The organism is Amorphus sp. 3PC139-8, assembly GCF_040750475.1.
Classification (GTDB): domain Bacteria; phylum Pseudomonadota; class Alphaproteobacteria; order Rhizobiales; family Amorphaceae; genus Amorphus.
Genome location: NZ_JABJVY010000004.1, coordinates 42,622 through 64,612 on the forward strand (window position 1 = coordinate 42,622; position 21,991 = coordinate 64,612).

Consider the following 21,991-nt stretch of genomic DNA (forward strand, 5'->3'; position numbering starts at 1 on the left):
ACCCCGATCGCGCCTGCTGCCAAGCATCGCTCGCAAGACGTCCAAGGACCAGGAATGAAAACGCAAACCGGCCAGACCATCCGCCTCGAGGATTACCACCCGACGGACTATCTGATCGACACGGTCCATCTCGATTTTCAACTCGACCCCAGCCGCACCCGCGTGCTGGCAACGCTCGCGCTGACCCCGCGCCAGGACACCATCGCCGGCACGCCGCTGGTTCTGGACGGCGACGCGCTTACCTTCGTCGCAGCCACGCTTGACGGAGCCCCGCTTGCCGACGACGCCTTCGTCGCGACCCCGGACAGCTTCACCCTGAAGCGGCCGCCGGCGAAGCCGTTCGAGCTCACCATCGAGACCGTGGTCGACCCGACCGGCAACTCCGCCTTGATGGGGCTGTTCCGTTCCAACGGCACCTACTGCACCCAGTGCGAGCCTGAAGGCTTCCGCCGCATCACCTATTTTCTCGACCGGCCGGATGTCCTCGCCGTCTACACCACCCGCCTGGAGGGTCCGCGCGCGGAGGTCCCGGTCCTTCTGTCGAATGGCAACCCGATCGAAAGCGGCACGGTCGGCGGCGATCGCCACTTCGTCGTCTGGCACGATCCCTATCCGAAGCCGAGCTATCTGTTCGCCGCCGTCGCCGGCGATCTCGCCCACATCTCCGACACGTTCGTCACCGCCTCCGGACGCAAGGTGGATCTCCGCATCTATGTGGAGAAAGGCAAAGAGGACCGCTGCCACTGGGCCATGGACAGCCTCAAGCGCTCGATGCGCTGGGATGAAGTCCGCTTCGGCCGCGAATACGATCTCGACATCTTCATGATCGTCGCGGTGTCAGACTTCAACATGGGCGCGATGGAGAACAAAGGCCTCAACATCTTCAACGACAAGTACATTCTGGCCGATCCGTCGACCGCGACCGACACCGACTATGCCGGCATCGAGAGCGTGATCGCGCATGAATATTTTCACAACTGGACCGGAGACAGGATCACTTGCCGCGACTGGTTCCAGCTCTGCCTGAAAGAGGGACTGACGGTCTATCGCGACCAGGAATTCACCTCCGACGAGCGTTCGCGCCCGGTCAAGCGCATTGCCGACGTCCGCACCCTGAAAGCGCACCAGTTCCCGGAGGATGCCGGCCCGCTCGCCCATCCGGTCCGCCCCGAAACTTACCGCGAGATCAACAACTTCTACACCGCGACGGTGTACGAGAAGGGCGCGGAGATCGTGCGCATGCTCGCCACGCGTCTCGGCGAGGACGGCTTCCGCGCCGGCATGGATCTCTATTTCGAGCGTCATGACGGCGAGGCGGCCACGATCGAGGACTTCCTCGCCTGTTTCGCCGATGCCACCGGCACCGCGCTCGACGACATGATGCTGTGGTACCGACAGTCCGGGACCCCGACCGTCACGTCGAGCGGTCACTGGGACCCGGAGAACCATCGCTTCACCCTCACCCTCTCCCAGCAGACGCCCCCCACGCCCGGCCAGAGCGAGAAGACACCGTTGCCGATCCCGATCCGCTTCGGCCTCGTCGGCCCGAACGGCGACGACATGGAGATCGAGCGGGTCGAAGGGGCGGAGGTGTCCGGTGACGTGCTGCTTCTCACCGAAGCGGAGCAGACCATCGTCTTCCACGGCCTCGGCGCACGGCCAATTCCGTCGCTCCTGCGTGGATTCTCCGCGCCGGTGCGGCTCGTCCGCCAGGACGGGCGCGACGACCAGCTCTTCCTGCTCGCCCACGATCGCGACCCGTTCAACCGCTGGAACGCCGCGCAATCGCTCGCCATGGACCACCTGACGGCGGCCACCGCGGCGGTGCGCGACGGCAAGCAGCCGCAAGCGGATCCCGACCTCTTCCGCGCTCTGCAGACGGTCGCGACCAACGAGAGGCTGGAGCCGGCCTACCGGGCGCTGGCGCTGCAATTGCCCTCGGAGTCCGACATTTTCCGCGAGATCGGAACGGACGTCGACCCGGCTGCGATTTCCGCCGCGCGGCGCGCGTTCAGAGCGGACATGGGCGCGGCCCTCGCCCCGACTTTCCGCTCGCTCTACGACAGTCTGGCCGACGACACGCCCTACCAGCCCGATCCTGTCTCGGCCGGCCGGCGTGCGTTGCGCGCGGTCGCACTCGACTATCTGGCGGCCGCCGGCCTCGATAGCGTCGAGGAGCTGGCGAAGCACCACTTCGACAGCGCGCGCAACATGACGGACCGGCTCGCCGCCTTGTCGACGCTCGCCATGAACGGAATGCCATCCGCTGAGGATGCGTTCGATGCCTATGCGGTGATGTTCAAGGGCGATGCGCTCGCCATGGACAAATGGCTGACGATGCAGGCAATGATCCCGTCCGACGATACCCTCGACCGGGTCCGTCGCCTGATGGATCATTCCGCCTTCTCCATCGCCAATCCGAACCGGATCCGTGCCCTGATCGGAGCCTTCGCCACAGGCAATGCCGTCGGCTTCCACCGTGCGGACGGCGCCGGCTATCACTTCCTGGCGAGCATCGTGATGGAGCTCGATTCCAAGAACCCGCAGGTCGCCGCTCGCCTGCTCGCCTCCTTCCGCTCCTGGCGCTCGCTGGAACCGGGCCGGCGCGCCGCCGCTCGCACCGAACTGGAACGGGTCGCCGCGCGCTCGGGCCTGTCGACCGACACCAGCGACATCGTCAGCCGGATGTTAAGCTAGAGGAGATAGCTGGATTTTGGGCCGGCTCCCGGTCCAAAATCCCGAGCCGGCTTCGCGGGTTGACGGAAAATTAATCAAAACCCTGGACAACTGGATTCGCGTCGATTCAAATGCAAATGATTCGGCGCTAGCAAGCGCGATTCAATAGCAGAATCAAGCCAGTTTCAGGGGATCTTGCCATGGCGCGCGCGGGGGCGTCCCACGCGACCATTCGACGTCGCTCGCATATTTCGTGGCTGTCGAGTGCGGTCCGCGGTCGACTGCAGAAGATCCTAGCCCCCGACGCGGAAGGCGATCAGGCCGCGCCGTCGGAAGGCCTGAGCGGCCATGTCCGGCTGCTGGCTGCGCCCGGCTACTATCAGCTTCTCCAGACCGAACCGCTATTCCGGCGCGCGATCCCGTTCCTGACGATCATTTTCGTGCTGGTGATCGCGGCCTATCGCATCGCCGTTATCGTGGCCGACTATGAGGCGACGGAAGAAGCAGCCCGCTCCGAACTCGGCTTGATGGCAAGCGCGGTCTCCGCCGAGCTTTCGGCTGCCCTTTCCGACGGGAACGGCGCCTTCGACGACGCTCGGGTGGGCACCGCGCTCGCCGATGCCCTGCCGACGGGCGCCACGCGCAACGATCGCCAGATCGCCGTGGCCAATGCCGACGAGGTCATCGTCGCGACCGCGCCCTATCGGCCGGAGCTGATCGGCCAGAACCTCACCGCGCTGCTCGGCACCAACCAACCGCTGACCACCTTCGGCTCGCGCGCCGGCGTGCTGGACATCACTCCGCATAGCCTAGACGACCACACCTATGCCACCGTGCATCATCTGGCCGGCGATGTCGGGATGGTCGCCCTGACGCAGCCGGTGGAATCCGTGTTCCTGCGTTGGCGCCAGGATCTTTCCGCCAACGTCACGCTGTTCGTCTGCACCTCCGGCGTGATCCTCGTGTTGGTCTACGCCTTCTACGCCCAGTCGACGCGGGCGCGCAGCGCCGACCAGATCTACGAGGCGACGCGGACGCGGATCGACACTGCGCTGACCCGTGGCCGCTGCGGCCTGTTCGACTGGGATCTCGCCCGCGGGCGGATGTTCTGGACCGCGTCCATGTACCAGGTGCTGGGACTGCCGCCGAAGGACGACCTTCTCGGCTTCCGCGAGGTCGCCGCGCTGATGCATCCCGACGATGGCGATCTCTACGCCATTGCCGAGACCATGCTGGAAACCCAGACGTCCGTCCTGGACCGCGCGTTTCGGATGCGACATGCGGACGGTCGCTGGATTTGGCTGCGCTTCCGCGCCGAACTCGTCTCAGACAGCCCCCAGGAAACCCCGCACCTGATCGGCATCGCCCTCGACATCACCGAGCAGAAGCTGATGGCGGAACGCTCGGCAACTGCCGACCTGCGCCTGCGCGACGCGATCGAAACGGTGTCGGAGGCATTCGTCCTATGGGACGCGGAAAATCGCCTGGTCATGTGCAACTCGAAATATCAGCAGTTGCACAACCTGCCGGAAGAGGCGATCCGCCCCGGCAGCCCGTATCAGGCCGTCATGCAGGCCGCCCGCCAGCCGATCGTTTCCAGCCAGACGCCGCCGGAGATGATCGAGACGGAGGAAGGCGCCCGCTCCTACGAAGCGGAGCTCGGCGACGGCCGCTGGCTGCAGATCAACGAACGCCGCACCAAGGACGGCGGCTTCGTCTCGGTCGGCACCGACATTTCGGCGCTGAAGCGCCACGAAGAACGGTTGATGGAGAGCGAACGCCAGCTTCGCGCCACGGTCGTGGACCTGCGCCAGTCCCGCCAGAAGCTAGAGAGCCAAGCTCGCCAGCTCGTCGAGCTCGCCGAAAAATATGCCGAGGAGAAGACCCGCGCCGAGGAAGCCAACCGCGCGAAATCGGAGTTCCTGGCCAACATCTCCCACGAACTCCGGACGCCACTCAACGCCATCATTGGCTTCTCGGAGATCATGCAGCAGAGCATGTTCGGCCCGCTCGGGTCGGAGAAGTACTCAGAATACTGCAACGACATCCACCATTCCGGCACCTACCTGCTCGGCGTGATCAACGACATTCTCGACATGTCGCGGATCGAGGCCGGCCAGGTGGACATCTCGGTGGAGGCCGTCGACCTGGAGGAGTTGGTCGGCGAGGCAACCCGCATCATGACGCCGACGGCGCGCGAGAAGGATATCGTGCTCGCCTCCTCCATCGCGCCGCAGATGCGCATCAACGTCGATCGTCGGGCGATGAAGCAGATCCTTCTGAACCTGATGTCGAATGCCGTGAAGTTCACGCCGGAAAGCGGCCGCGTCACCGTTCGCGCCCGGCTGGAGCACCACGCGATCATCGTCTCGGTGGAGGACACCGGCATCGGCATCCCGAAACGCGAAGTGGAGCGCCTGGGCAAGCCGTTCGTGCAGGTGGAGAACCAGTTCACCAAGACCCATCAAGGCTCCGGGCTGGGCCTTGCCATCGCGCGCTCTCTGGTGGAGATGCACGGCGGCACCATGGAGATCCAGTCGGAGATCGGCGAGGGAACCGTCGTCACCGTCCATCTGCCGCGCGAGCCCAAGTCGAAGCCCAAGACGGCGTAATTTTCCGTCGCCGTATCTGTCGGACGACAAAAAAGCCGGGGCGGAGAAATCCGCACCCGGCTTTCTTCTTGGTCTCAGTGTCCGGCTTTACTCGGAGGCGTCGTCGGACTGATCCCCGCTGTCGGTGTTGTCCTGCCACCAGGCCGGACCGCGCGGACCGTCGCCGGACCAGCCGCGATGATGACCGCCCCAGCCGGGACCATGTCCGCTCCAGCGCGGGCTTTGACCGTCATGGTGGCGCCAGCCGTGATGATAGCCGCCACGGGGGCCGCAATCGTCCTTGCCACGCGGGCCAGGACCGGCGTGCTTGCCTTGCGGCCCCATGCCGCGAGGTCCGTGGCCGCCCATCATGCCCATCTCGCGCATGGCCTTGCGGAACATTCTGCGTTCCTTGGCATCCACGACGCCGTCGTCGTTACGGTCCATGAGCGCAAACATCTTCTCGCGCTGGCGCGTAAGCTCTTCGGCGGAAATGGTCCCGTCGCCGTTGAGATCGAACCGATCCAGGACGCGCTGACGTCGGCGCTCGACCATCCGCTCCAGGATCACCGCATCGATTTCCTCAGAGGTGATCGAGCCGTCTCCATCGGTATCGAAACGGGCGATCGGCCCCTCTCCGATCACGGAAAACTCTTCGATGGTGAGGTTGCCGTCGCCGTCGCTATCGAAACGCTTCATCATCATTCCGCCCATCGGCCCGCGGCCGCTGCGGAAACCCGGACCGGGCCGTCCGGTCGACGGCGGACCGGCCGGCGCTTCGGCGGTCGGCGTCTCCTGATCTTGAGCGAATGCGACCGTGGCGGGCACCGCGGTGAAGGCGAGCGCGGCCGCAAGCGCGACCTTGGAAACTCCACGAAATGTCATTGATCTGGCTCCTTGGATGCCTGTTCAGTCCGCCTGGCAATCGGCCGTCGGCGGCCTGCCGGAAAACGTCCGGCCGCCATCTCGCGTCTCGGCCGGTTCACAGGATCAAACGCAAGGAGCGCGAAAGGCCTACGCGGCGTCCGGCGCAATTTCGAACGGAAAAGAGGGAGCCACTTTTCCGTTCACCACCGCCTTCACTCGTTCAGCTTTTCTCGGGTGCGGCAAGCGGCCCAACCACTGTCTCGAAGGTCCGGCGCACGGCGGCCTGGGTCTCCGTCAGCTCGGCCTGGAGGCGGGAAAAATCCGGCGCGTCGACCGCACGGATCAGAAGATCCTGCACGCCCTTTGGTGCGGCGTCCGGCTTGAACGGACCGTCGACGGAAAGCCGCAGGATCTGGGTCAGCGCCTGGTAGAGCCTGGTCGCAGGCATCAGGATTTCGCCAGAGGCTCGGTCCAGACATCCGGCCGCAACCGCTGCCCGCAATGCCGTCTCCGTGTTGGAGGACAGGATCTCCGGATGCTCATGGGCATGGGCGAGCTGGAGGAACTGGGCGATGAACTCCAGATCGACCAACCCGCCGGCAACCTGCTTCAAGTCCCAGATGTCCTTGGTTCCCTTTTCCCGCTCGATGCGCCGGCGCATCTCGATCACGTCGGTGCGCAGCGCCTCCACGTCGCGCGACCGCGACAGCACCTCGCGCACGATCGCGTCGACCCGCTCGCCGAGCGCGGCATCGCCACCGACCACGCGGGCGCGGGTCAACGCCATGTGCTCCCAAGCCCAGGCGTCGCCGGACTGATAAGCCTCGAATGCCGAAAGACGGGTCGCTAGAGGACCGGCATTGCCGGACGGCCTCAGCCGGAAATCGACCTCGTAGAGGGTGCCCTCCGCCGTCGGCGCTGACAGCGCCGCGACCAGTCGTTGGGTCAGCCGGGTGTAGTATTGGCTCGGCGCCAGCTCCTTGCGCCCGTCGGAGCCATCGGCGTCGGGATCGTGATCGTAGAGCAGGATCAGGTCGAGATCGGAGGCCGCCGTCATCTCGCTGCCACCGAGCTTGCCGAGCGCCAGCACCGCCACCGCGCCGCCGGGCACTTTGCCATGGGTTTCGGCGAATTCCGCCTGGGCATGGGCGAGCAGATGGTCGACCAGAACATCGGCGATCCGTGCGTAGGCGTGCCCGGCGTCGCCCGGCGACATGGTCCCGCTGAGAACGCGAACGGAGACCAGGAAAACTTGCTCCTGACCGAAGATACGGGCGCGGTCGAGCGCCTCCTCGTAGGAGCGGGATTCCGCCAGCGAGCGTTCCAGGAGCGCGCCGGTTTCGTCGGCATCGGGCAATGCGCCGAAGAAAGCCGGATCCAGTACGGCATCCAGCACGCGCGGACGCCGCGTCAGCGTCTGGCCGAGCTTCGGCGCCGCGCCCATGATGGTGGCAAGCAGGCCGAGCAGGGTCGGATTCGATTTCAGCAACGAGAATAGCTGCACGCCTGCGGGAAGCTGGCTCACGAAGCGGTCGAACGCATTGAACGCCACATCGGCGTTGTCGGTGCGCGCCAGCGCATCAAGGATGACCGGTACGAGTTCGGTCAGGAGTTCGCGCCCACGTCCGGAACGGGTCGCCGGATAACGGCCGAAATGCCAGGCCCGGATGGCTCGCGTGACCTCCTGCGGACGCTTGAAGCCGAGCGCCGACAACGTCTCCAGCGTTTCCGGATCGTCTTCGTCGCCGGTGAAGACCAGGCTGCCGATCTCGCCGGAAAGGCTGGGCGCATCCTCGAACAGTTGCGCATAGTGGCCCTGGACCCGCTCCAGATAGGGCCGGAGCGCGGCGGAAAACGCATCGACCGTCTCGAAGCCGGAGAGCCGCGCGACGGTCTCCAGTGCCTCCGGCGACGACGGCAGCGTATGGGTCTGCTCGTCGGCGATCATCTGCAGCCGGTGTTCCACCTTGCGCAGGAAGCGGTAAGCCTCATCGAGTTCGCCGCGCACCTCTTCGTCGATCCAGCCGGCTTCGACCAGCGCCCGCAGCATTTCCAGCGTCTTCAGACCGCGCAGATCCGGGTTGCGCCCGCCCGCGATCAACTGCTGGGTCTGGACGAAGAACTCGATCTCGCGGATACCCCCTCGCCCGAGCTTGATGTTGTGTCCTGCGACGGCGATCCGGCCATGACCTTTCACGGCATGGATCTGGCGCTTGATGGAGTGAACGTCGGCAATGGTCGCGTAGTCGAAGGAGCGCCGCCAGATAAAGGGCGCGATGTCGGCGAGCAGGGCTTCGCCCGCCTCGCGATCGCCGGCCACCGGACGCGCCTTGATCAGGGCGGCGCGCTCCCAGTTCTGGCCGAGCGCCTCGTAGTAGTGCAACGCGGCGACCGCCGACAGCGCCACCGCCGTCGCGCCCGGATCCGGCCGCAGGCGGAGGTCGGTGCGGAACACGTAGCCGTCGCCCGTGCGCTCCTGCAGGATATGAACGAGGCGGCGGGTGATCCGCACGAATAGCGTGGACGCCTCGTCGGGGTCGGCCAGCGCCACCCGCTCGGCATCGAAGAACACGATCAGATCGATGTCGCTGGAATAGTTGAGCTCGCCTGCGCCGTACTTGCCCATTCCCAGCACGATATAGCCGGAGCCGATCTCGGGGCGTTCGGGATCGGGCAGCGTAAGCTTTCCGCGCGAGTGCGCATCCAGGAGAAGATGGCGAACCGCCGCCGAAACAGCGGCGTCGGCAAAGGCCGTGAGCGCGCCGGTGACCTCTTCCAGGGCCCAAGCGCCGGCAAGATCGGCCAGCGCGATCAGAAGGGCGGCCTCGCGTTTCCCCCGGCGCAGCAGCGTCATCAGCGCCGTCTCGTCGGGCGCCGGCTCTGCCATCCGGGCAAGCAGCGCCTCCAACGAGCGCTCGGGCGCCTCGCTCATAAGCCGCACGAGCAGCGCGGGGTCCCCGAACGCGATGTCGCGCAGAAAGGGGCTGTTGGAAAAGACACCTGCCAGGAAGGGCCGCAGATCCGGCCCAGCTTCGATCAGGTCGGTCCAGGCGGGTCCGACCTTGTCGGAGAGTCCATCCAGCTCCTCGTCGATGGCGGCGACCCGATCGGGATCGGCGGCGATCGTCTCCGACAGGCGTGCGGCGAGAGCGGACTGCCGACCGGACGTAGACGCCGATTGCTCGCCGGCATCGCGCTCAATGGTGCTGGATCGATCGTCGGAAGAGGCAGAGCCGGTCATGATGATCGTCGTGGGTCCTATCTTGCGACGCCGCCCGATCGGAAAACCGGCTCCCGCGTCGTCATCCGGATCTGGCTGTCGGCGAAGCCGCGGACTGCTTCGGCAGCACGAGCGTCGCCTTCAATCCGGGCTTGGCATCGCCGAGCTCGAATCGGCCGCTGTGCACATTGGCAATTGCATCGACCAGGCTCAAGCCGAGACCGGACCCCGGCGTGGTCCGGCTCGCCTCCAACCGCACGAAGCGGCCGATGACCCGCTCCCGGTCGTCGGGTGCAATACCGGGACCGTTGTCGGACACGGTCAGCGCAACGTGGCCATCGTCCTCCTCCACTCGGATCGTCACCTCGGCGCCGTCCGCCCGATCGCGCACGCCATGCTTGATGGCGTTGTCCACCAGGTTTGCCAGCGCCTGGCCGACGAGTTCCCGGTTGGCGGAAATTTCCGCCGTCTCCGGCGCCTCGACCTTCAGCGTGACGCCCGCCTCTTCCGCGACCGGCTCGTAGAGCTCGCCCAGATCCCGAGCGATCGCGGCAAGATCCACCGTTTGCAGGCTGACCTGGGCAGAGCCCGCATCGGCTCGCGCGATCATCAACAGTGCGTCGAACGTCTTGATCAGGCTTTCCGATTCCTCGATCGTCGCATGCAGCGCCTCGCGCAACTCGTCTTCCGACTGGGCACGACGCAGCGCGGATTCCGCCTGAATTCGCAGCCGGGTCAGCGGGGTCTTGAGATCGTGGGCAATGTTTTCGGAGACCCGCCGCAACCCTTCGTGCAGGCTTTCGATCCGCTCCAGCATCGCGTTCAGACTTTCCGCCAGGCGGTCGAACTCGTCGCCGCTGCCGGCGATCGGAAGCCGGCGGGACAGATCGCCGGCCACGATCCGGTTGGTCGCCGCCGAAATGCCGTCGATCCGTTTCAGGACCCGCCGCGACACCACCAAGAAGCTCAGCAGCCCGAACACGATCGCCGCGATCAGCGCCCATTGCGCCGCCTGGATGATGATCACGCGGAAATCGTAGCGCTCCTCCAGGTCGCGCCCGACCAGCAGGCGAAAGCCGCCGGGGAGCACGAACACACGCACGAGCGCGCGGCGGGGATCGCCCTCTTCCGCCTCGGTGCCCGCACCAAGCCGGATATAGAGTACCGGCCGCGCCTCGCCGTCGGGCGTCGCGAGATAGGACTGTGTGAGGCTGTCGATGTTGCCGGCGATGCGATTGCCGGCAAAATCGGTGATCAGATAGAGGCTCGCGCCCGGCGCCACCGAGCGCCGCTCCACCGCCTTGACGAGCCCGGTCAGCCCTCGCGCGCGATATTGCTCGGACAGCCCGCGAATTTCCGCATCGATGGTCTCGCGGAGCTGGCGGTCGAGCAGGTCGTCGGCCGTGGTGAAGATATAGACGATCACACCCGCCAGAAGCGCCGTGAACACAGCCAGATAGACGAGCGTAAGCTTGACCGCGGTGGTCCGCAGCAGCCTACCGAGCGTCGTCACGTATGACATAGCCGGCTCCGCGAACGGTGTGCAAAAGCTGGCGCTCGAACCCCTTGTCGATCTTGGAGCGAAGCCGGGAGACGTGCACGTCGATCACGTTGGTCTGGGGATCGAAGTGATAGTCCCAGACATTCTCCAGAAGCATCGTCCGCGTCACCACCTGCCCGGCATGCTGCATCAGATATTCCAGCAGGCGGAATTCGCGCGGCTGCAGCGGAATCGACTGGCCGGCCCGCATCACGGTGTGGGAAAGCCGGTCGAGCTCCAGATCGCCGACCTTGTAGGCGGTTTCCGCCTGAATCGGCTTCTGGCGACGGCCCAGTGCCTCGACCCGGGCGAGCAGCTCCGAAAAGGCATAGGGCTTGGCGAGATAGTCGTCGCCGCCGGAACGCAAACCTTTTACGCGGTCGTCGACCTGGCCGAGCGCGGAAAGAATGAGGATCGGAGTGACGTCGCCCGTGGAGCGGCGCTCTTCCACGATGGAGAGGCCATCGCGGCCCGGCAGCATGCGATCGACGACGAGCACATCGTACTCGTTCACGGCCGCAAGATCCGCCCCGGAGGTACCGTCCCGCGCCACGTCCACCACGTGCCCGGCCTCTTTGAGGCCACGCGCGAGAAATCCGGCGGCATCGGCATCGTCTTCAATCAGAAGAATGCGCATGGCCTCCGTTACACTGCCGATTTCCGGGCTGCAACAGATCTCAAGCACAGCGCTCGTGCCACCTCGAACCTATGACGTATTGGGGAGGAGAAAAGTCGGACGGCAGACCGCTTGCGCGATCTGCCGCCCTACGGTGTCGAGTCGGCGGGGGCGACGGGAGCCAACAACGACACCGAATTGATTGCGGAGGGCGGAGACGCGGCTGGTTCCGCGTCTCACAGTCCGGTTGCGACCGGTCAGGCCTTGTCGACTGGTAGGGCCACGAAGCGGATCTGATCGCCGGAGCGGACGCGGAAGAGAACCGCCTTACGTCCTTCCTTTTCGGCAACCTCGATGCTCTTCTTGATGTCGGCGGGCGAGCGAACCGCTTCGCCACCGGCATTCAGAATGACATCGCCAACCTTGAAGCCCTTTTCGGCTGCCACACCATCGGGATCGAGCTCGACCACGGCCACGCCGCTCTCGTCGACACCCATCTCGTCAGCCGGCGCAAGCCGCATGCCGAACGACAGGTCGGTGCCCGGCTCCACGCCCGGGGTCATCTGGGCCAGCTTGGAGGGATCCAGCGTTCCGAGGTCCACCGACACGTCCTGCTTGGCCCCATCCCGCCAGACGCCGATCGTCACTTCGGTGCCGGGCGCCTTGGAGGCGATGGTACGGGCGAGATCGCGCGGATTCTCGACGGCTTCGCCGTTGACCGACAGGATCACGTCACCGGCCTTGATGCCCGCCTTGGTCGCCGGGCTATCCTCCTGGGGCTGGGCGACCAGCGCGCCCTGGATCTCCTCCAGGCCGAGCGAATCGGCGATGTCCGGCGTCACCGGCTGGATCTGCACACCGAGCCAGCCACGCGTGACCTCGCCATCGTCCTTCAGATCCTCAATCACCTGCTGGGCGATCGAGGCGGGAATGGCGAAGCCGATCCCGACCGAGCCTCCGGAGGGCGAGTAGATCGCCGTGTTCACACCGACAACCTGACCGTCCAGATTGAAGGTCGGCCCGCCGGAGTTGCCCTTGTTGATGGGCGCGTCGATCTGGATGAAGTCGTCGTACGGACCGGCGCCGATCTCGCGGCCACGGGCCGACACGATGCCGGCGGTCACAGTGCCACCAAGACCGAACGGGTTGCCGACGGCCACCACCCAGTCGCCGACGCGAATGTCCTTGTCGGTAAAGGTGACGAAGGGCAGCGCCTCGTCGATGTCGATCTTGACCAGCGCCAGATCGGTCTTGTCGTCGGTGCCGATCACCTTGCCGTCGTAGGTCTTGCCGTCGCTCATCACGACGGTGACTTCTTCGGCACGATCCACCACGTGGTTGTTGGTGACGATGTAGCCGTCGGACGAGATGATGAAGCCCGAGCCCTGCCCCATGGCATAGTGGTGGCGGCGACGGTCGTCGCGCTGCTGGGGCATCTGGTTGCCGAACTGATCTTCAAACTGCTTGAAGAAGCGCTCGAACGGGCTGCCTTCCGGCATGCCCCCGAAGTTGGAAAGTTCGGGGCCGGCGTCGGTTTTCACGCGGATGGACACGACGGCGGGGCTCACCCGCTCGACGATGTCGGCGAAGCCCGGCGCGCGCTGCTGGGTGACATTGGCCGACAGGTTTTCCGCGTTCGCCGGGGTCGGCGGCGCAATGATCATATCGGCGGCCATCACGCCGGCAACGCCGAGCGCGACCGTGCCAACGGCCAGCTGGCGACGCCGCCGTGCGAAAAGGTTGGCGCCGCGTTTGCGTGACGTGTTCGGAGCCATCGTCATGTAGCTTTCTCCGGGACGAATATGGACCTTGAACGGATCCGGCCATCCGGCCGTGCGATCTCGTTGGATCCATATTTGAAGGAGCGCGCCTTACAGCTCGCTGTCCGGAAAATGACGATTTGGTAAGGTGGCGGGCTTTCTTCGTTCTGCCCCCTGGAGCAGATCCCGTTCAAGTTGAATCAATTTGAACAATCAGAACTTTTTCAGATTATTGTATTTAAAGATATTTCTTATCGCTCAGATGTTTCCACCTGAGCGAAAAAGGCTCTAGAGCACGTCCATACCAAGTGAAAATCGGTTGACCGTCCAGAAATACATCAAAACAAAGGGTTATTATTGTTTGATAGTGTCATGGAAACCTGAACGAACCTAGACTCAGGACCCATAAATCCGCGCTCGGACTGGCGCTATTTCCGGCTTTCGCTGTCCAGGGTGATCACCGCCGCTCCCTGGGTCAGCGTCCGGTGCACGGGGCACTTGTCGGCGATCTGCAGAAGGCGCGCGCGCGTCGACGCATCCAGCTCGCCGCGAATCGTCAAGCGGCGGACGAACCGGTCGATCTTGCCGCTTCGATCTGCGAATTCCTTCGCGCACCCCTCGCAGTCTTCCGCATGCACCTTGTCGTGGGAGACCGCGACGGACACCTGATCGAGCTCAAGCCCCTTGTGCTCGGCATACATCCGGAGCGTCATCGTGGTGCAGGCGCCGAGTGCAATCGACAGATAATCGTATGGCGACGGGCCGGTATCGTTGCCTCCGACCTTCTCCGGTTCGTCGGCGATGAGACGATGCCGTCCAATCAGCACCCGGTTCTGGAACCGGCCCTCCCCCGTCTCTTCGACCACAACGGTGTCGGACACGTTCTCCTCGTCCGCCGCCATCTCCACATCGAGATAGCGCTCGACCCAGGCCGCGATCACGCCGCCCGCATAAGCCCCGTCGCGCGGATTGGTCAGAAGATGGTCGGCATCATCCAGGGAGACGAAGCTTTTCGGGTGTTTGGCGGCGGCGAAGATCTTGCTGGCATTGTCGATCCCGACGGTCTCGTCGAGCGGCGCCTGCAGGATCAAAAGCGCCTTTCTCATCGCCGCCACCCGGTCGGCGAGCGCGTGGCCTTCGAGATCCTCCAGGAACTGCCGGCGGATCGTGAACGTGCGGCCCGCCAGCGTCACCTCCGCCTGGCCTTCCGCCTCGATGCGATCGAGGTCGGCGGCGAAGGTTCGCACGACATGCTCGGCATCCGCCGGCGCCCCGATCACCGCAACCGCGCGGACCTCCTCGATTTCGCCGGCCGCCGCCAGGACCGCAGCCCCGCCGAGCGAGTGGCCGACCAGAAGCTGCGGCGCCCCCAGATGGTCGCGCATGTGATCGGCGACGGCGCGGAGATCGGCGATGTTGGAGGAGAAGTTGGTGGACGCGAACTCGCCATCGGAGGAGCCGAGGCCAGTGAAATCGAAGCGGACCACCGCGATTCCCGCTTGAACGAGCGCCGCGGAGATCGCGCGGGCAGCGGCAATATCCTTGGAGCAGGTGAAGCAATGGGCAAACAGTGCATAGGCACGTGGCGGGCTCACCGGACGGTCGATCCGTGCGGCCAGCTTGGCGCCGAGGCCGCCTTCGATCTCCAGCTTTTCGCGCGCACCCTGCATCTTCGTCTCCGTTTGAAGGTGTCCGCAGGCGGGGGCTAATCCGATCAGCGCCCGGCCTCGTTCGACGAGCCGTTCAACAGCGTCTCCAGCTCGGCCTCTTCGCTGGCACTGAGCGGCGCGGAACCTGCCGATCGGCGCCGGCGCAATCCGAACGCCGCAACCAGCCCGCCGGCCACAAGAACCAGCACCGGGGTGAGCCACAAAAGCCACGTATGGGCGTTGAAGCGCGGCTTGAGGAGAACGAATTCGCCGTAGCGGGCAACCAGAAAGTCCATCACCTGCTCGTCGCTGTCGCCGGCCTTGATACGTTCACGCAAAAGGATCCGGATATCGCGGGCGAGCGGAGCGTTCGAAGCGTCAATGGATTCATTCTGGCAGACCAGGCAGCGCAGCTCTTCCGAGAGCTCGCGCGCCCGCGCCTCAAGCTTCGGATTGTCCAGCATTTCGTCCGGCTGGACCGCGACCGCCGGCAAGGCGAGGCCGAGAAGCAGAAGCCCGGCCGCGGCGATCGCACGCGCTCCCCGAATCATGCCTGCGCTCCGCTGGAGACCCGGGCCTTGGCCGGCTTCGGCGCCCCGATCCTGAGACGACGGTCGGAGAGCGACACGAAGCCCCCGAGCGCCATCACCACGGGGCCGAGCCAGATCAACAGGATCAACGGCTTCTGGTAGGCCCGCACGACGATGCCCCCACCCTCTTTCTGATCACCGAGGGAGACGTAAAGCTGCGACAAGCCGCGGGTGTGGATCGCCGCTTCCGTGGTCGGCATCTGCCGGGCGGTATAAAGCCGCTTGGCCGGCCGGAGTTCCGCGACACCGCGCCCGCCCGAGAACACATTGAAAACGGCGACATCCTGGCGGTAGTTCGGCCCGACCTCCGGCTCCATGCCCTGGAAGGCGAGCGTGTAGCCGGCCACGTCCACGGTGTCGCCCGGCTTCATCACCAGGATGCGTTCGGTTTCGAACGCCGTTCCCGCCACGATCCCGAGCAGGGTCAGTCCGAGCGCGAAATGGCCGAGCGTGGTGCCGAAAGCCGATCGAGGCAGTCCAGTCAGGCGCCGGAGCGACACGCCGATGGCCTCGCGCCCGAGCTTGATCCGGAAGGCGAGCTCCGCGAGCGCCCCGACCATCAGCCAAACCGCAAGCCCGACGCCCAGCGCAGCCAGGAATTTGTCGGCGCCCGCGAGCCACGCCACAACCGCGATCGCCAAGACGGCGGCGGCGAGCGCCATCCACAAACGTTGCAGGACGCCCTTGATATCGCCGCGCTTCCAGGCCAGCAGCGGCCCAAATGGCACCGCGATCAAGAGCGGGATCATCAGCGGACCGAAGGTCAGATTGAAGAAGGGCGCGCCAACGGAAATCTTCTGGCCCGTGAGCGCTTCCAACACCAGCGGATAGAGCGTCCCGACCAGCACCGTCGCACAGGCCGCAGTGAGGAACAGGTTGTTGAAGACCAGCGCCCCTTCCCGGCTGATCGGCGCGAACACGCCGCCGGGCTTCAAGAGCGGCGCTCGCCACGCATAGAGCGCCAGCGACCCGCCGATGAAAAGCACCAGAAGCGCAAGAATGAACACGCCCCGCGTCGGATCGGTGGCGAACGCGTGAACGGAGGTCAGCACGCCCGAGCGCACCAGGAAGGTGCCCAGCAGCGACAGCGAAAAGGTCAGGATCGCGAGCAGAATGGTCCAGATCTTCAACGCGTCGCGCTTCTCCATCACGATTGCCGAGTGAAGCAGCGCCGTCCCGGCGAGCCACGGCATGAAGGAGGCGTTCTCCACCGGGTCCCAGAACCACCAACCGCCCCAGCCGAGTTCGTAGTAGGCCCAGTAGGAGCCCATCGCGATGCCCAGGGTAAGGAAGACCCAGGCAAGCAACGTCCACGGCCGGACCCAGCGCGCCCAGGCGGCGTCGATGCGGCCTTCGATCAGTGCCGCAACGGCAAAGGAGAAGGCGATCGAGAAACCGACATAGCCGAGATAGAGCAGCGGCGGATGGATCGCGAGACCGATATCCTGAAGGATCGGATTGAGATCCTGGCCTTCCAGCGGCGCCGGCGAAAGCCGGGTGAACGGATTAGACGTGGCCAGAATGAAGAGCAGGAAGGCGAACAGGATCCAGGCCTGAACGGAGAGCACCGTGGCCTTCAACGGCCGGGGCAACGAGCCGCCGAAAGCGGCCACCAGCCCGCTGAAGAGGGCCAGGATCAGCACCCACAACAGCATGGAGCCTTCGTGATTGCCCCAAACGCCGGAGATCTTGAAGATCAGCGGCTTCGCCGAGTGGGAATTCTCAAAGACGTTCAGCAGCGAAAAGTCGGAGCGGATATAGGCGACCGTCAGGATCGCAAAGGACAGCCCGACGAGCAGGAACAAGACGCCTGCTACCGGCTCCGCCACCCGCATGAGTTGCTCGTCGCGCACCCGCGCGCCCGCCAACGGCACCACGGACTGCACCAGCGCCATGGTCAGCGCGAGAACCAGGGTGTAGTGGCCGAGCTCGTTCAACATTCAAGGACGCTCCTGCCGGTCATTTCTGGTTCGCGGCGAGGCTACCCCATCACCGGGTGGCGGTCTCGCTCTCGAAATAGTGGTTCTGCTCATTCAGCGCGTCCGCGACTTCCTTGGGCATATAGGTCTCGTCGTGGCGCGCCAGCACGGTATCGGCCTTGAACACGCCGCCCTCGGTCAGCACGCCTTCGGCGACCACGCCCTGGCCCTCGCGAAACAGGTCCGGAAGGATGCCGGTGTAGGTTACCGTGACCTCGTCATTCAGGTCGGTGACGCGGAAGGTGACGGTGGTGTCGTGGCCGCGGTCGAGCGAGCCGTCCTCCACAAGCCCGCCGAGACGGATGCGCCGGTCCGGATCCGGCAGCATTGCGTGCAATTCGCTCGGCGTCTTGAAGAAGGCGACCTTGTCACCCATCGCGGCAAACACCAGCCCGACCGCGGCGACCAGCACCGCGCCCACAACGCCGATGAATGTCAGTCGCCGCTGCTTTCTGGTCATCCAAGTCCCGTCCGTGCCGTCGCGATCCAGTTACAAAACGGCTTGCCGGCATTGAGCATACGCGCCAGCCCTACTCCGCTTCCATAGAACGGTTATTGATTTAGGCCAAGTTGGCGTTCTGTCGCCTCGATGCGCGCTTGTGCCTCAGGCTGATCGCTATAGGCCGCCTTCGCCGAGCGCGCAGCCTGGGCTGCCTCGTCGGTCTGGCCGATCACCTGATAGGCCCGCATCAGGCGGATCCATTCGTCCACGCTGCCGCCCTCTTCGGCAAGCCGGGTCGCAAGTCGCGACACCATGCCTTCGACCATCGCCCGACGATCAGCGTCGCTCATCTCGGCCGCCGCCTCAACCTCGGCGGCGCTCGGCCCCGGAGCGGACGGCCCAGGTGCGGCCGGCTGCGCCTCTTCCCCGGTCAACATGGCGAGCTGCTGCCGCGCGATCGGAAGCCATGGTTCGGCCCCGTCCGCCGAGGCGATCAGCGCGCGCCAGGCCTCCGTCGCCTCCTGCGTCCGGCCGGCCTGGCTCAGTCCCAGCGCCAGGAAGAAGCGCGGCTTCACCGCGTCCGGATCCAGCGCGCGCGCCTGCTCGAACGCCGCGGCGGCGGCGTCCGTGACCACGCCTCCGTTCAATTGGGTAACCGCCTCTCCGAGCCCTGCATAGAGTTCGGCCGTCGCCGTCCCCAACCGGATCGCGTTCTCGTAGGCGGCGACGGCGTCGTTGGGCCGTCCCAGGCGGAGATAGACCGGGCCCAGCACGGCCCAGCCGCGAGCGTCGTCCGGATCCTGGGCAAGATGGTCCTCCACCTTGGCGACCAGCGCCGGCAGTCCCTGGGCATCGTCGGACGAGGCGGAAAGCCGCGCCGCGCGCGGCTGATCGGGATAGCTCGGGTCGCCGAGGCGGGCATAGATAATAGCCGCGACCAGCGGCACCGCGACCAGGGCGACGATCACCACTGCCCGCCGGCGGATCCGGCTCGGCGTCGTCGCTTCGCGGGCAGCGCGGCTCGCCCTCAAAAGCCGCCTTGCCACTTCCGTGCGCGCGGCTTCCGCCTCGCCGGCACCGATCACACCGCGATCGACGTCGCGGTCGAGTTCGACGAGCTGGTCGCGATAGACCGCCACATCGGGATCGGACTCTGCGCCGTCGTGCCCGTTGCGTCGAGACATCGGCCAGAGCACCGCGAACACCGCGACCGCAGTCAACAGGACGGAGAGGACCCAAAACACCATGCGCCCTCCTAATTTGGATCGTCCGGAGATGGAAGCGATTCCAAACAGATCAAGACGCGGCGTTTCGTCAGCCCATGGCGAACGGCGGGGGTTCCCTAGTCACATTCGCGTCAAGTGACGATGAACCATTCGCCCTCGGGGCTGCGGCAGGCCGTTGACTGGAAGCGCGCCGGTTCGCCGTCGGCCGTGACCGTATGGGTGTAGTCGCGGCAGCTCTGGGTGTTCACCTGATAGGCTGGACCCGGACGGATATCGCCGGCGTGGCCGGTACCGGGATTGCGCCAGGAAACGGCAGCGCCCGCAGGCGTGGCCTCCAGCGCCCGAAATTCCGCCCTGAGCGCCACCAGCCGATCGTCCGCGGTCAACCCCAAGGTCTGGTCGTCGGCAATCAACGAGCCTTGCACCTTGTCCGCATCATCGCCGTTCGACGAGTCCGATGTGTCGGTGGTCGTGCAGGCAGCCGCGACCATCGCCAGCGCCAGCACACCGGCGAAGCGGACGAAGCGCGTCCGCGGGCGAGGCCTGAACGGGCGGAGGAGTTCGGCGACGGGCATCATAGCGAACTTGGAAGGTGGGCGAAAAAGTGTCTGCCACACCTTGGTGACCGAATTGCGTCTGCACAACCCCTTGCAATGACGTGAGCCGAGGGGTGTGGCACGGATACGCCACTGTCGCGCGAAGGGATAGGCGCTTACGCGCTCTGGCGCATCGCCAACATCTTGGAGCGGGATGCGGGGCGAAAACCGGTGCCCACTTTCCCTTCTTTGGATTTAGATCCGAGGCAAGCGGACCTCGACCCGCAAGCCGCCGCTGCGCGCCTCGGCAAGAACGAGGTCGCCACCATAAAGACGCACCAGTTCGGCCACGATCGAGAGCCCCAGGCCGCTTCCGGGTTTGGTCTCGTCCAGCCGACGGCCGCGTTCCAGCACCAGATCGCGCTCGGCCTCCGGCAGGCCCGGCCCATCGTCTTCCACGATCAGATCCAAAAAGCTGCGCCCATCCGGCCCGTCGCGCCCCCGTCTGATCTCCAGAACAACCTCGTTCCCCGCCCATTTGCACGCGTTGTCGGCGAGATTGCCGATGATCTCCATCAGGTCCTGCTTTTCGCCGCGAAAGCTGAGCGCGGGCCCATCCACGGCACGTATCTCGACGCCCTTGTCCTCGTAGAGGCGCCGCATGGTGCGCACGATGGAGTCCACCACCGGCTGCACCGGCGTGACGGCACCGATCACCCGGCGCTGGGCGGCGATCCGAGCCCGGTCAAGATGGTGAGCGATATGGGTCTGCATGGCCGTGGCCTGCTCCTCCACCTTGCGGGCGAAGGGGCCTTCGCTGTCGCGCGCCTCGTTGAGCACGACGCTCAGCGGCGTCTTCAGCGCATGAGCCAGGTTGCCGACATGGGTTCGGGAGCGTTCCACCACCTCCCGATGGCTTTCCAGAAGCGCGTTGAGCTCGCTTGCCAGCGGTGCGATCTCGCGGGGGAAATCGCCCTCCAGCCGCTCGCTCTGGCCGATCCGGATCGCCTGCAGCGATGCCCGCATCCGGTCGAGCGGTTTCAGACCGATCTTCACCTGCGCGACGATCGCCGCGACCAGGCCGACGCCGAGCACGAACAGCGTCAGCGCCACCCGTGTGCCGAAGGACGCGACTTCGCGCTGCACTTCGGTGATGTCGCCGGCGACGGTGACGCGGTAGCGCTTGCCACCCGGCAGACGGAACTGGCGGCTAACGAGACGCAGCGGCTCGCCGTCGGGCCCCTTGATCGAGGCCGTCTCGGGCCGGGACGGCCCCTCGTCGCTGAAGCGCTCGGGAAAGGCTAGCGCATCGCCGGCAAGCGAGCGCGAAGCCACGACGATACCGCCATTGTCCGGGCGCGAAACGGTCCAGTACCACCCCGAGAGAGGCAGCGCGAAGCGCGGTTCGCCCAGATCGCCCACATTGGGAACCGGCGCGTTCGGATCGTCGGCGGCAAGCTCCGCGACGATGGTCTTCAGATAGACCTCCAGCCGATCGTCGAAGTTGCGCACCACGGACTGGTGATAGAGCGCCACCAGAATCACGCCGGCAACGACGAGCGCGGCCGCACTCCAGATCGCCGATATGAGAAGGAGGCGCCGGGCGAGCGAACTAGTTCGCATCATCCGCCGTCGCTTCGCCCGGATCGGTGACGCGATAGCCGAGCCCACGGATGGTCTCGATCACCGGCGCGCCGATTTTCTTCCGCAAGCGCCCGACGAACACCTCGATCGTGTTGGAATCGCGATCGAAATCCTGATCGTAGAGATGCTCGATCAATTCCGTGCGCGAGACCACGCGGTCCTTGTGCAACATTAGATAGGCGATCAGCCGGTATTCGTGAGATGTCAGCTTGACCGGCTGGCCGTCGACGCTGACGCGGCCCGAGCGGGTGTCCACCTCCAGCGGCCCACAAGCCACAAGATTGCTGGCGTGTCCCGCCGACCGACGAACCAGCGCGCGGATACGGGCGAGCACCTCCTCCATGTGGAACGGTTTGGCCACATAGTCGTCTGCGCCGGCGTCAATGCCGGCCACCTTGTCGCTCCAGCGATCGCGCGCGGTCAGGATCAGCACCGGCATGGCCCGTCCATCGCGCCGCCAGCGCTCCAAAACCGAAATCCCGTCCATCACCGGCAGACCGAGATCGAGCACGATGGCGTCATAGGGTTCGGTATCACCCAGGAAATGCCCCTCTTCGCCGTCGAAGGCGCAATCGACCACATAGCCGGAATCGGCCAGGCCATCCTTCAATTGCCGCGACAGGTCACGGTCGTCCTCGACGACGAGCACGCGCAT

Annotated in this window: 15 protein-coding genes; 2 read left to right on the forward strand and 13 right to left on the reverse strand. The window is 65.5% G+C overall.

Annotated features, from left to right (window positions below; translation table 11 throughout):
• Positions 1 to 54 precede the first annotated feature (54 nt).
• Complete coding sequence (gene pepN, locus HNS03_RS05560; RefSeq protein ID WP_367193704.1) at positions 55 to 2,697, forward strand: aminopeptidase N; 2,643 nt, start codon at positions 55 to 57, stop codon at positions 2,695 to 2,697.
• 179 nt (positions 2,698 to 2,876) lie between these two features.
• On the forward strand, positions 2,877 to 5,288 hold the full coding sequence (locus HNS03_RS05565; protein WP_367193705.1) for an ATP-binding protein: 2,412 nt from the start codon (positions 2,877 to 2,879) through the stop codon (positions 5,286 to 5,288).
• An 87-nt stretch (positions 5,289 to 5,375) separates the two neighbouring features.
• Here HNS03_RS05565 and HNS03_RS05570 read toward each other — a convergent pair whose 3' ends face one another.
• From HNS03_RS05570 to HNS03_RS05630, 13 genes are all read right to left on the reverse strand, one after another.
• Positions 5,376 to 6,152, reverse strand: a complete 777-nt coding sequence (locus tag HNS03_RS05570; RefSeq protein ID WP_367193706.1) for an EF-hand domain-containing protein — start codon at positions 6,150 to 6,152, stop codon at positions 5,376 to 5,378.
• 202 nt (positions 6,153 to 6,354) lie between these two features.
• Positions 6,355 to 9,375, reverse strand: a complete 3,021-nt coding sequence (locus tag HNS03_RS05575) for a bifunctional [glutamine synthetase] adenylyltransferase/[glutamine synthetase]-adenylyl-L-tyrosine phosphorylase (protein WP_367193707.1) — start codon at positions 9,373 to 9,375, stop codon at positions 6,355 to 6,357.
• 61 nt (positions 9,376 to 9,436) lie between these two features.
• The gene (locus HNS03_RS05580; RefSeq protein ID WP_367193891.1) at positions 9,437 to 10,867 is read right to left on the reverse strand and encodes an ATP-binding protein; all 1,431 of its coding nucleotides are present in this window, start codon (positions 10,865 to 10,867) and stop codon (positions 9,437 to 9,439) included.
• Complete coding sequence (locus tag HNS03_RS05585) at positions 10,851 to 11,531, reverse strand: winged helix-turn-helix domain-containing protein (RefSeq protein ID WP_367193708.1); 681 nt, start codon at positions 11,529 to 11,531, stop codon at positions 10,851 to 10,853. The genes HNS03_RS05580 and HNS03_RS05585 overlap by 17 nt, the downstream gene beginning before the upstream one ends.
• Before the next feature lie 236 nt (positions 11,532 to 11,767).
• Entirely contained in the window at positions 11,768 to 13,291 is a 1,524-nt protein-coding gene (locus tag HNS03_RS05590; protein ID WP_367193709.1) for a Do family serine endopeptidase, read from the reverse strand.
• 407 nt (positions 13,292 to 13,698) lie between these two features.
• Positions 13,699 to 14,940, reverse strand: coding sequence for an alpha/beta fold hydrolase (locus HNS03_RS05595; RefSeq protein WP_367193710.1), 1,242 nt, complete (start codon positions 14,938 to 14,940; stop codon positions 13,699 to 13,701).
• Positions 14,941 to 14,984: 44 nt separating this feature from the next.
• Positions 14,985 to 15,470: a cytochrome c-type biogenesis protein gene (locus tag HNS03_RS05600; RefSeq protein ID WP_367193711.1), complete on the reverse strand. Its 486-nt coding sequence runs from the start codon at positions 15,468 to 15,470 to the stop codon at positions 14,985 to 14,987.
• Positions 15,467 to 17,449, reverse strand: a complete 1,983-nt coding sequence (locus tag HNS03_RS05605) for a heme lyase CcmF/NrfE family subunit (protein WP_367193712.1) — start codon at positions 17,447 to 17,449, stop codon at positions 15,467 to 15,469. Before HNS03_RS05605 ends, HNS03_RS05600 begins: the two co-directional genes overlap by 4 nt.
• 49 nt (positions 17,450 to 17,498) lie before the next feature.
• Entirely contained in the window at positions 17,499 to 17,948 is a 450-nt protein-coding gene (gene ccmE / locus HNS03_RS05610; protein WP_367193713.1) for a cytochrome c maturation protein CcmE, read from the reverse strand.
• Positions 17,949 to 18,040: 92 nt separating this feature from the next.
• Positions 18,041 to 19,177 carry a c-type cytochrome biogenesis protein CcmI gene (gene ccmI / locus HNS03_RS05615; RefSeq protein WP_367193714.1) on the reverse strand — a complete coding sequence of 379 codons (1,137 nt, stop codon included), beginning with the start codon at positions 19,175 to 19,177 and terminating at the stop codon, positions 18,041 to 18,043.
• 110 nt (positions 19,178 to 19,287) lie between these two features.
• On the reverse strand, positions 19,288 to 19,734 hold the full coding sequence (locus HNS03_RS05620) for an RT0821/Lpp0805 family surface protein (protein WP_367193715.1): 447 nt from the start codon (positions 19,732 to 19,734) through the stop codon (positions 19,288 to 19,290).
• 213 nt (positions 19,735 to 19,947) lie between these two features.
• Positions 19,948 to 21,318 carry an ATP-binding protein gene (locus HNS03_RS05625; protein ID WP_367193716.1) on the reverse strand — a complete coding sequence of 457 codons (1,371 nt, stop codon included), beginning with the start codon at positions 21,316 to 21,318 and terminating at the stop codon, positions 19,948 to 19,950.
• Positions 21,305 to 21,991: a response regulator transcription factor gene (locus tag HNS03_RS05630; RefSeq protein WP_367193717.1), complete on the reverse strand. Its 687-nt coding sequence runs from the start codon at positions 21,989 to 21,991 to the stop codon at positions 21,305 to 21,307. The genes HNS03_RS05625 and HNS03_RS05630 overlap by 14 nt, the downstream gene beginning before the upstream one ends.

What these genes read in the sequence shown, in the direction of transcription:
- HNS03_RS05600 (WP_367193711.1), bottom strand. Translation starts at nt 15,470, where the DNA reads ATGATTCGGGGAGCGCGTGCGATCGCCGCGGCCGGGCTTCTGCTTCTC.
- HNS03_RS05590 (WP_367193709.1), bottom strand. Translation starts at nt 13,291, where the DNA reads ATGACGATGGCTCCGAACACGTCACGCAAACGCGGCGCCAACCTTTTC.
- HNS03_RS05575 (WP_367193707.1), bottom strand. Translation starts at nt 9,375, where the DNA reads ATGACCGGCTCTGCCTCTTCCGACGATCGATCCAGCACCATTGAGCGC.
- HNS03_RS05565 (WP_367193705.1), top strand. Translation starts at nt 2,877, where the DNA reads ATGGCGCGCGCGGGGGCGTCCCACGCGACCATTCGACGTCGCTCGCAT.
- HNS03_RS05585 (WP_367193708.1), bottom strand. Translation starts at nt 11,531, where the DNA reads ATGCGCATTCTTCTGATTGAAGACGATGCCGATGCCGCCGGATTTCTC.
- pepN (WP_367193704.1), top strand. Translation starts at nt 55, where the DNA reads ATGAAAACGCAAACCGGCCAGACCATCCGCCTCGAGGATTACCACCCG.
- HNS03_RS05570 (WP_367193706.1), bottom strand. Translation starts at nt 6,152, where the DNA reads ATGACATTTCGTGGAGTTTCCAAGGTCGCGCTTGCGGCCGCGCTCGCC.
- HNS03_RS05620 (WP_367193715.1), bottom strand. Translation starts at nt 19,734, where the DNA reads ATGATGCCCGTCGCCGAACTCCTCCGCCCGTTCAGGCCTCGCCCGCGG.
- HNS03_RS05630 (WP_367193717.1), bottom strand. Translation starts at nt 21,991, where the DNA reads ATGCGCGTGCTCGTCGTCGAGGACGACCGTGACCTGTCGCGGCAATTG.
- ccmI (WP_367193714.1), bottom strand. Translation starts at nt 19,177, where the DNA reads ATGGTGTTTTGGGTCCTCTCCGTCCTGTTGACTGCGGTCGCGGTGTTC.
- HNS03_RS05595 (WP_367193710.1), bottom strand. Translation starts at nt 14,940, where the DNA reads ATGCAGGGTGCGCGCGAAAAGCTGGAGATCGAAGGCGGCCTCGGCGCC.
- HNS03_RS05605 (WP_367193712.1), bottom strand. Translation starts at nt 17,449, where the DNA reads ATGTTGAACGAGCTCGGCCACTACACCCTGGTTCTCGCGCTGACCATG.
- HNS03_RS05625 (WP_367193716.1), bottom strand. Translation starts at nt 21,318, where the DNA reads ATGATGCGAACTAGTTCGCTCGCCCGGCGCCTCCTTCTCATATCGGCG.
- ccmE (WP_367193713.1), bottom strand. Translation starts at nt 17,948, where the DNA reads ATGACCAGAAAGCAGCGGCGACTGACATTCATCGGCGTTGTGGGCGCG.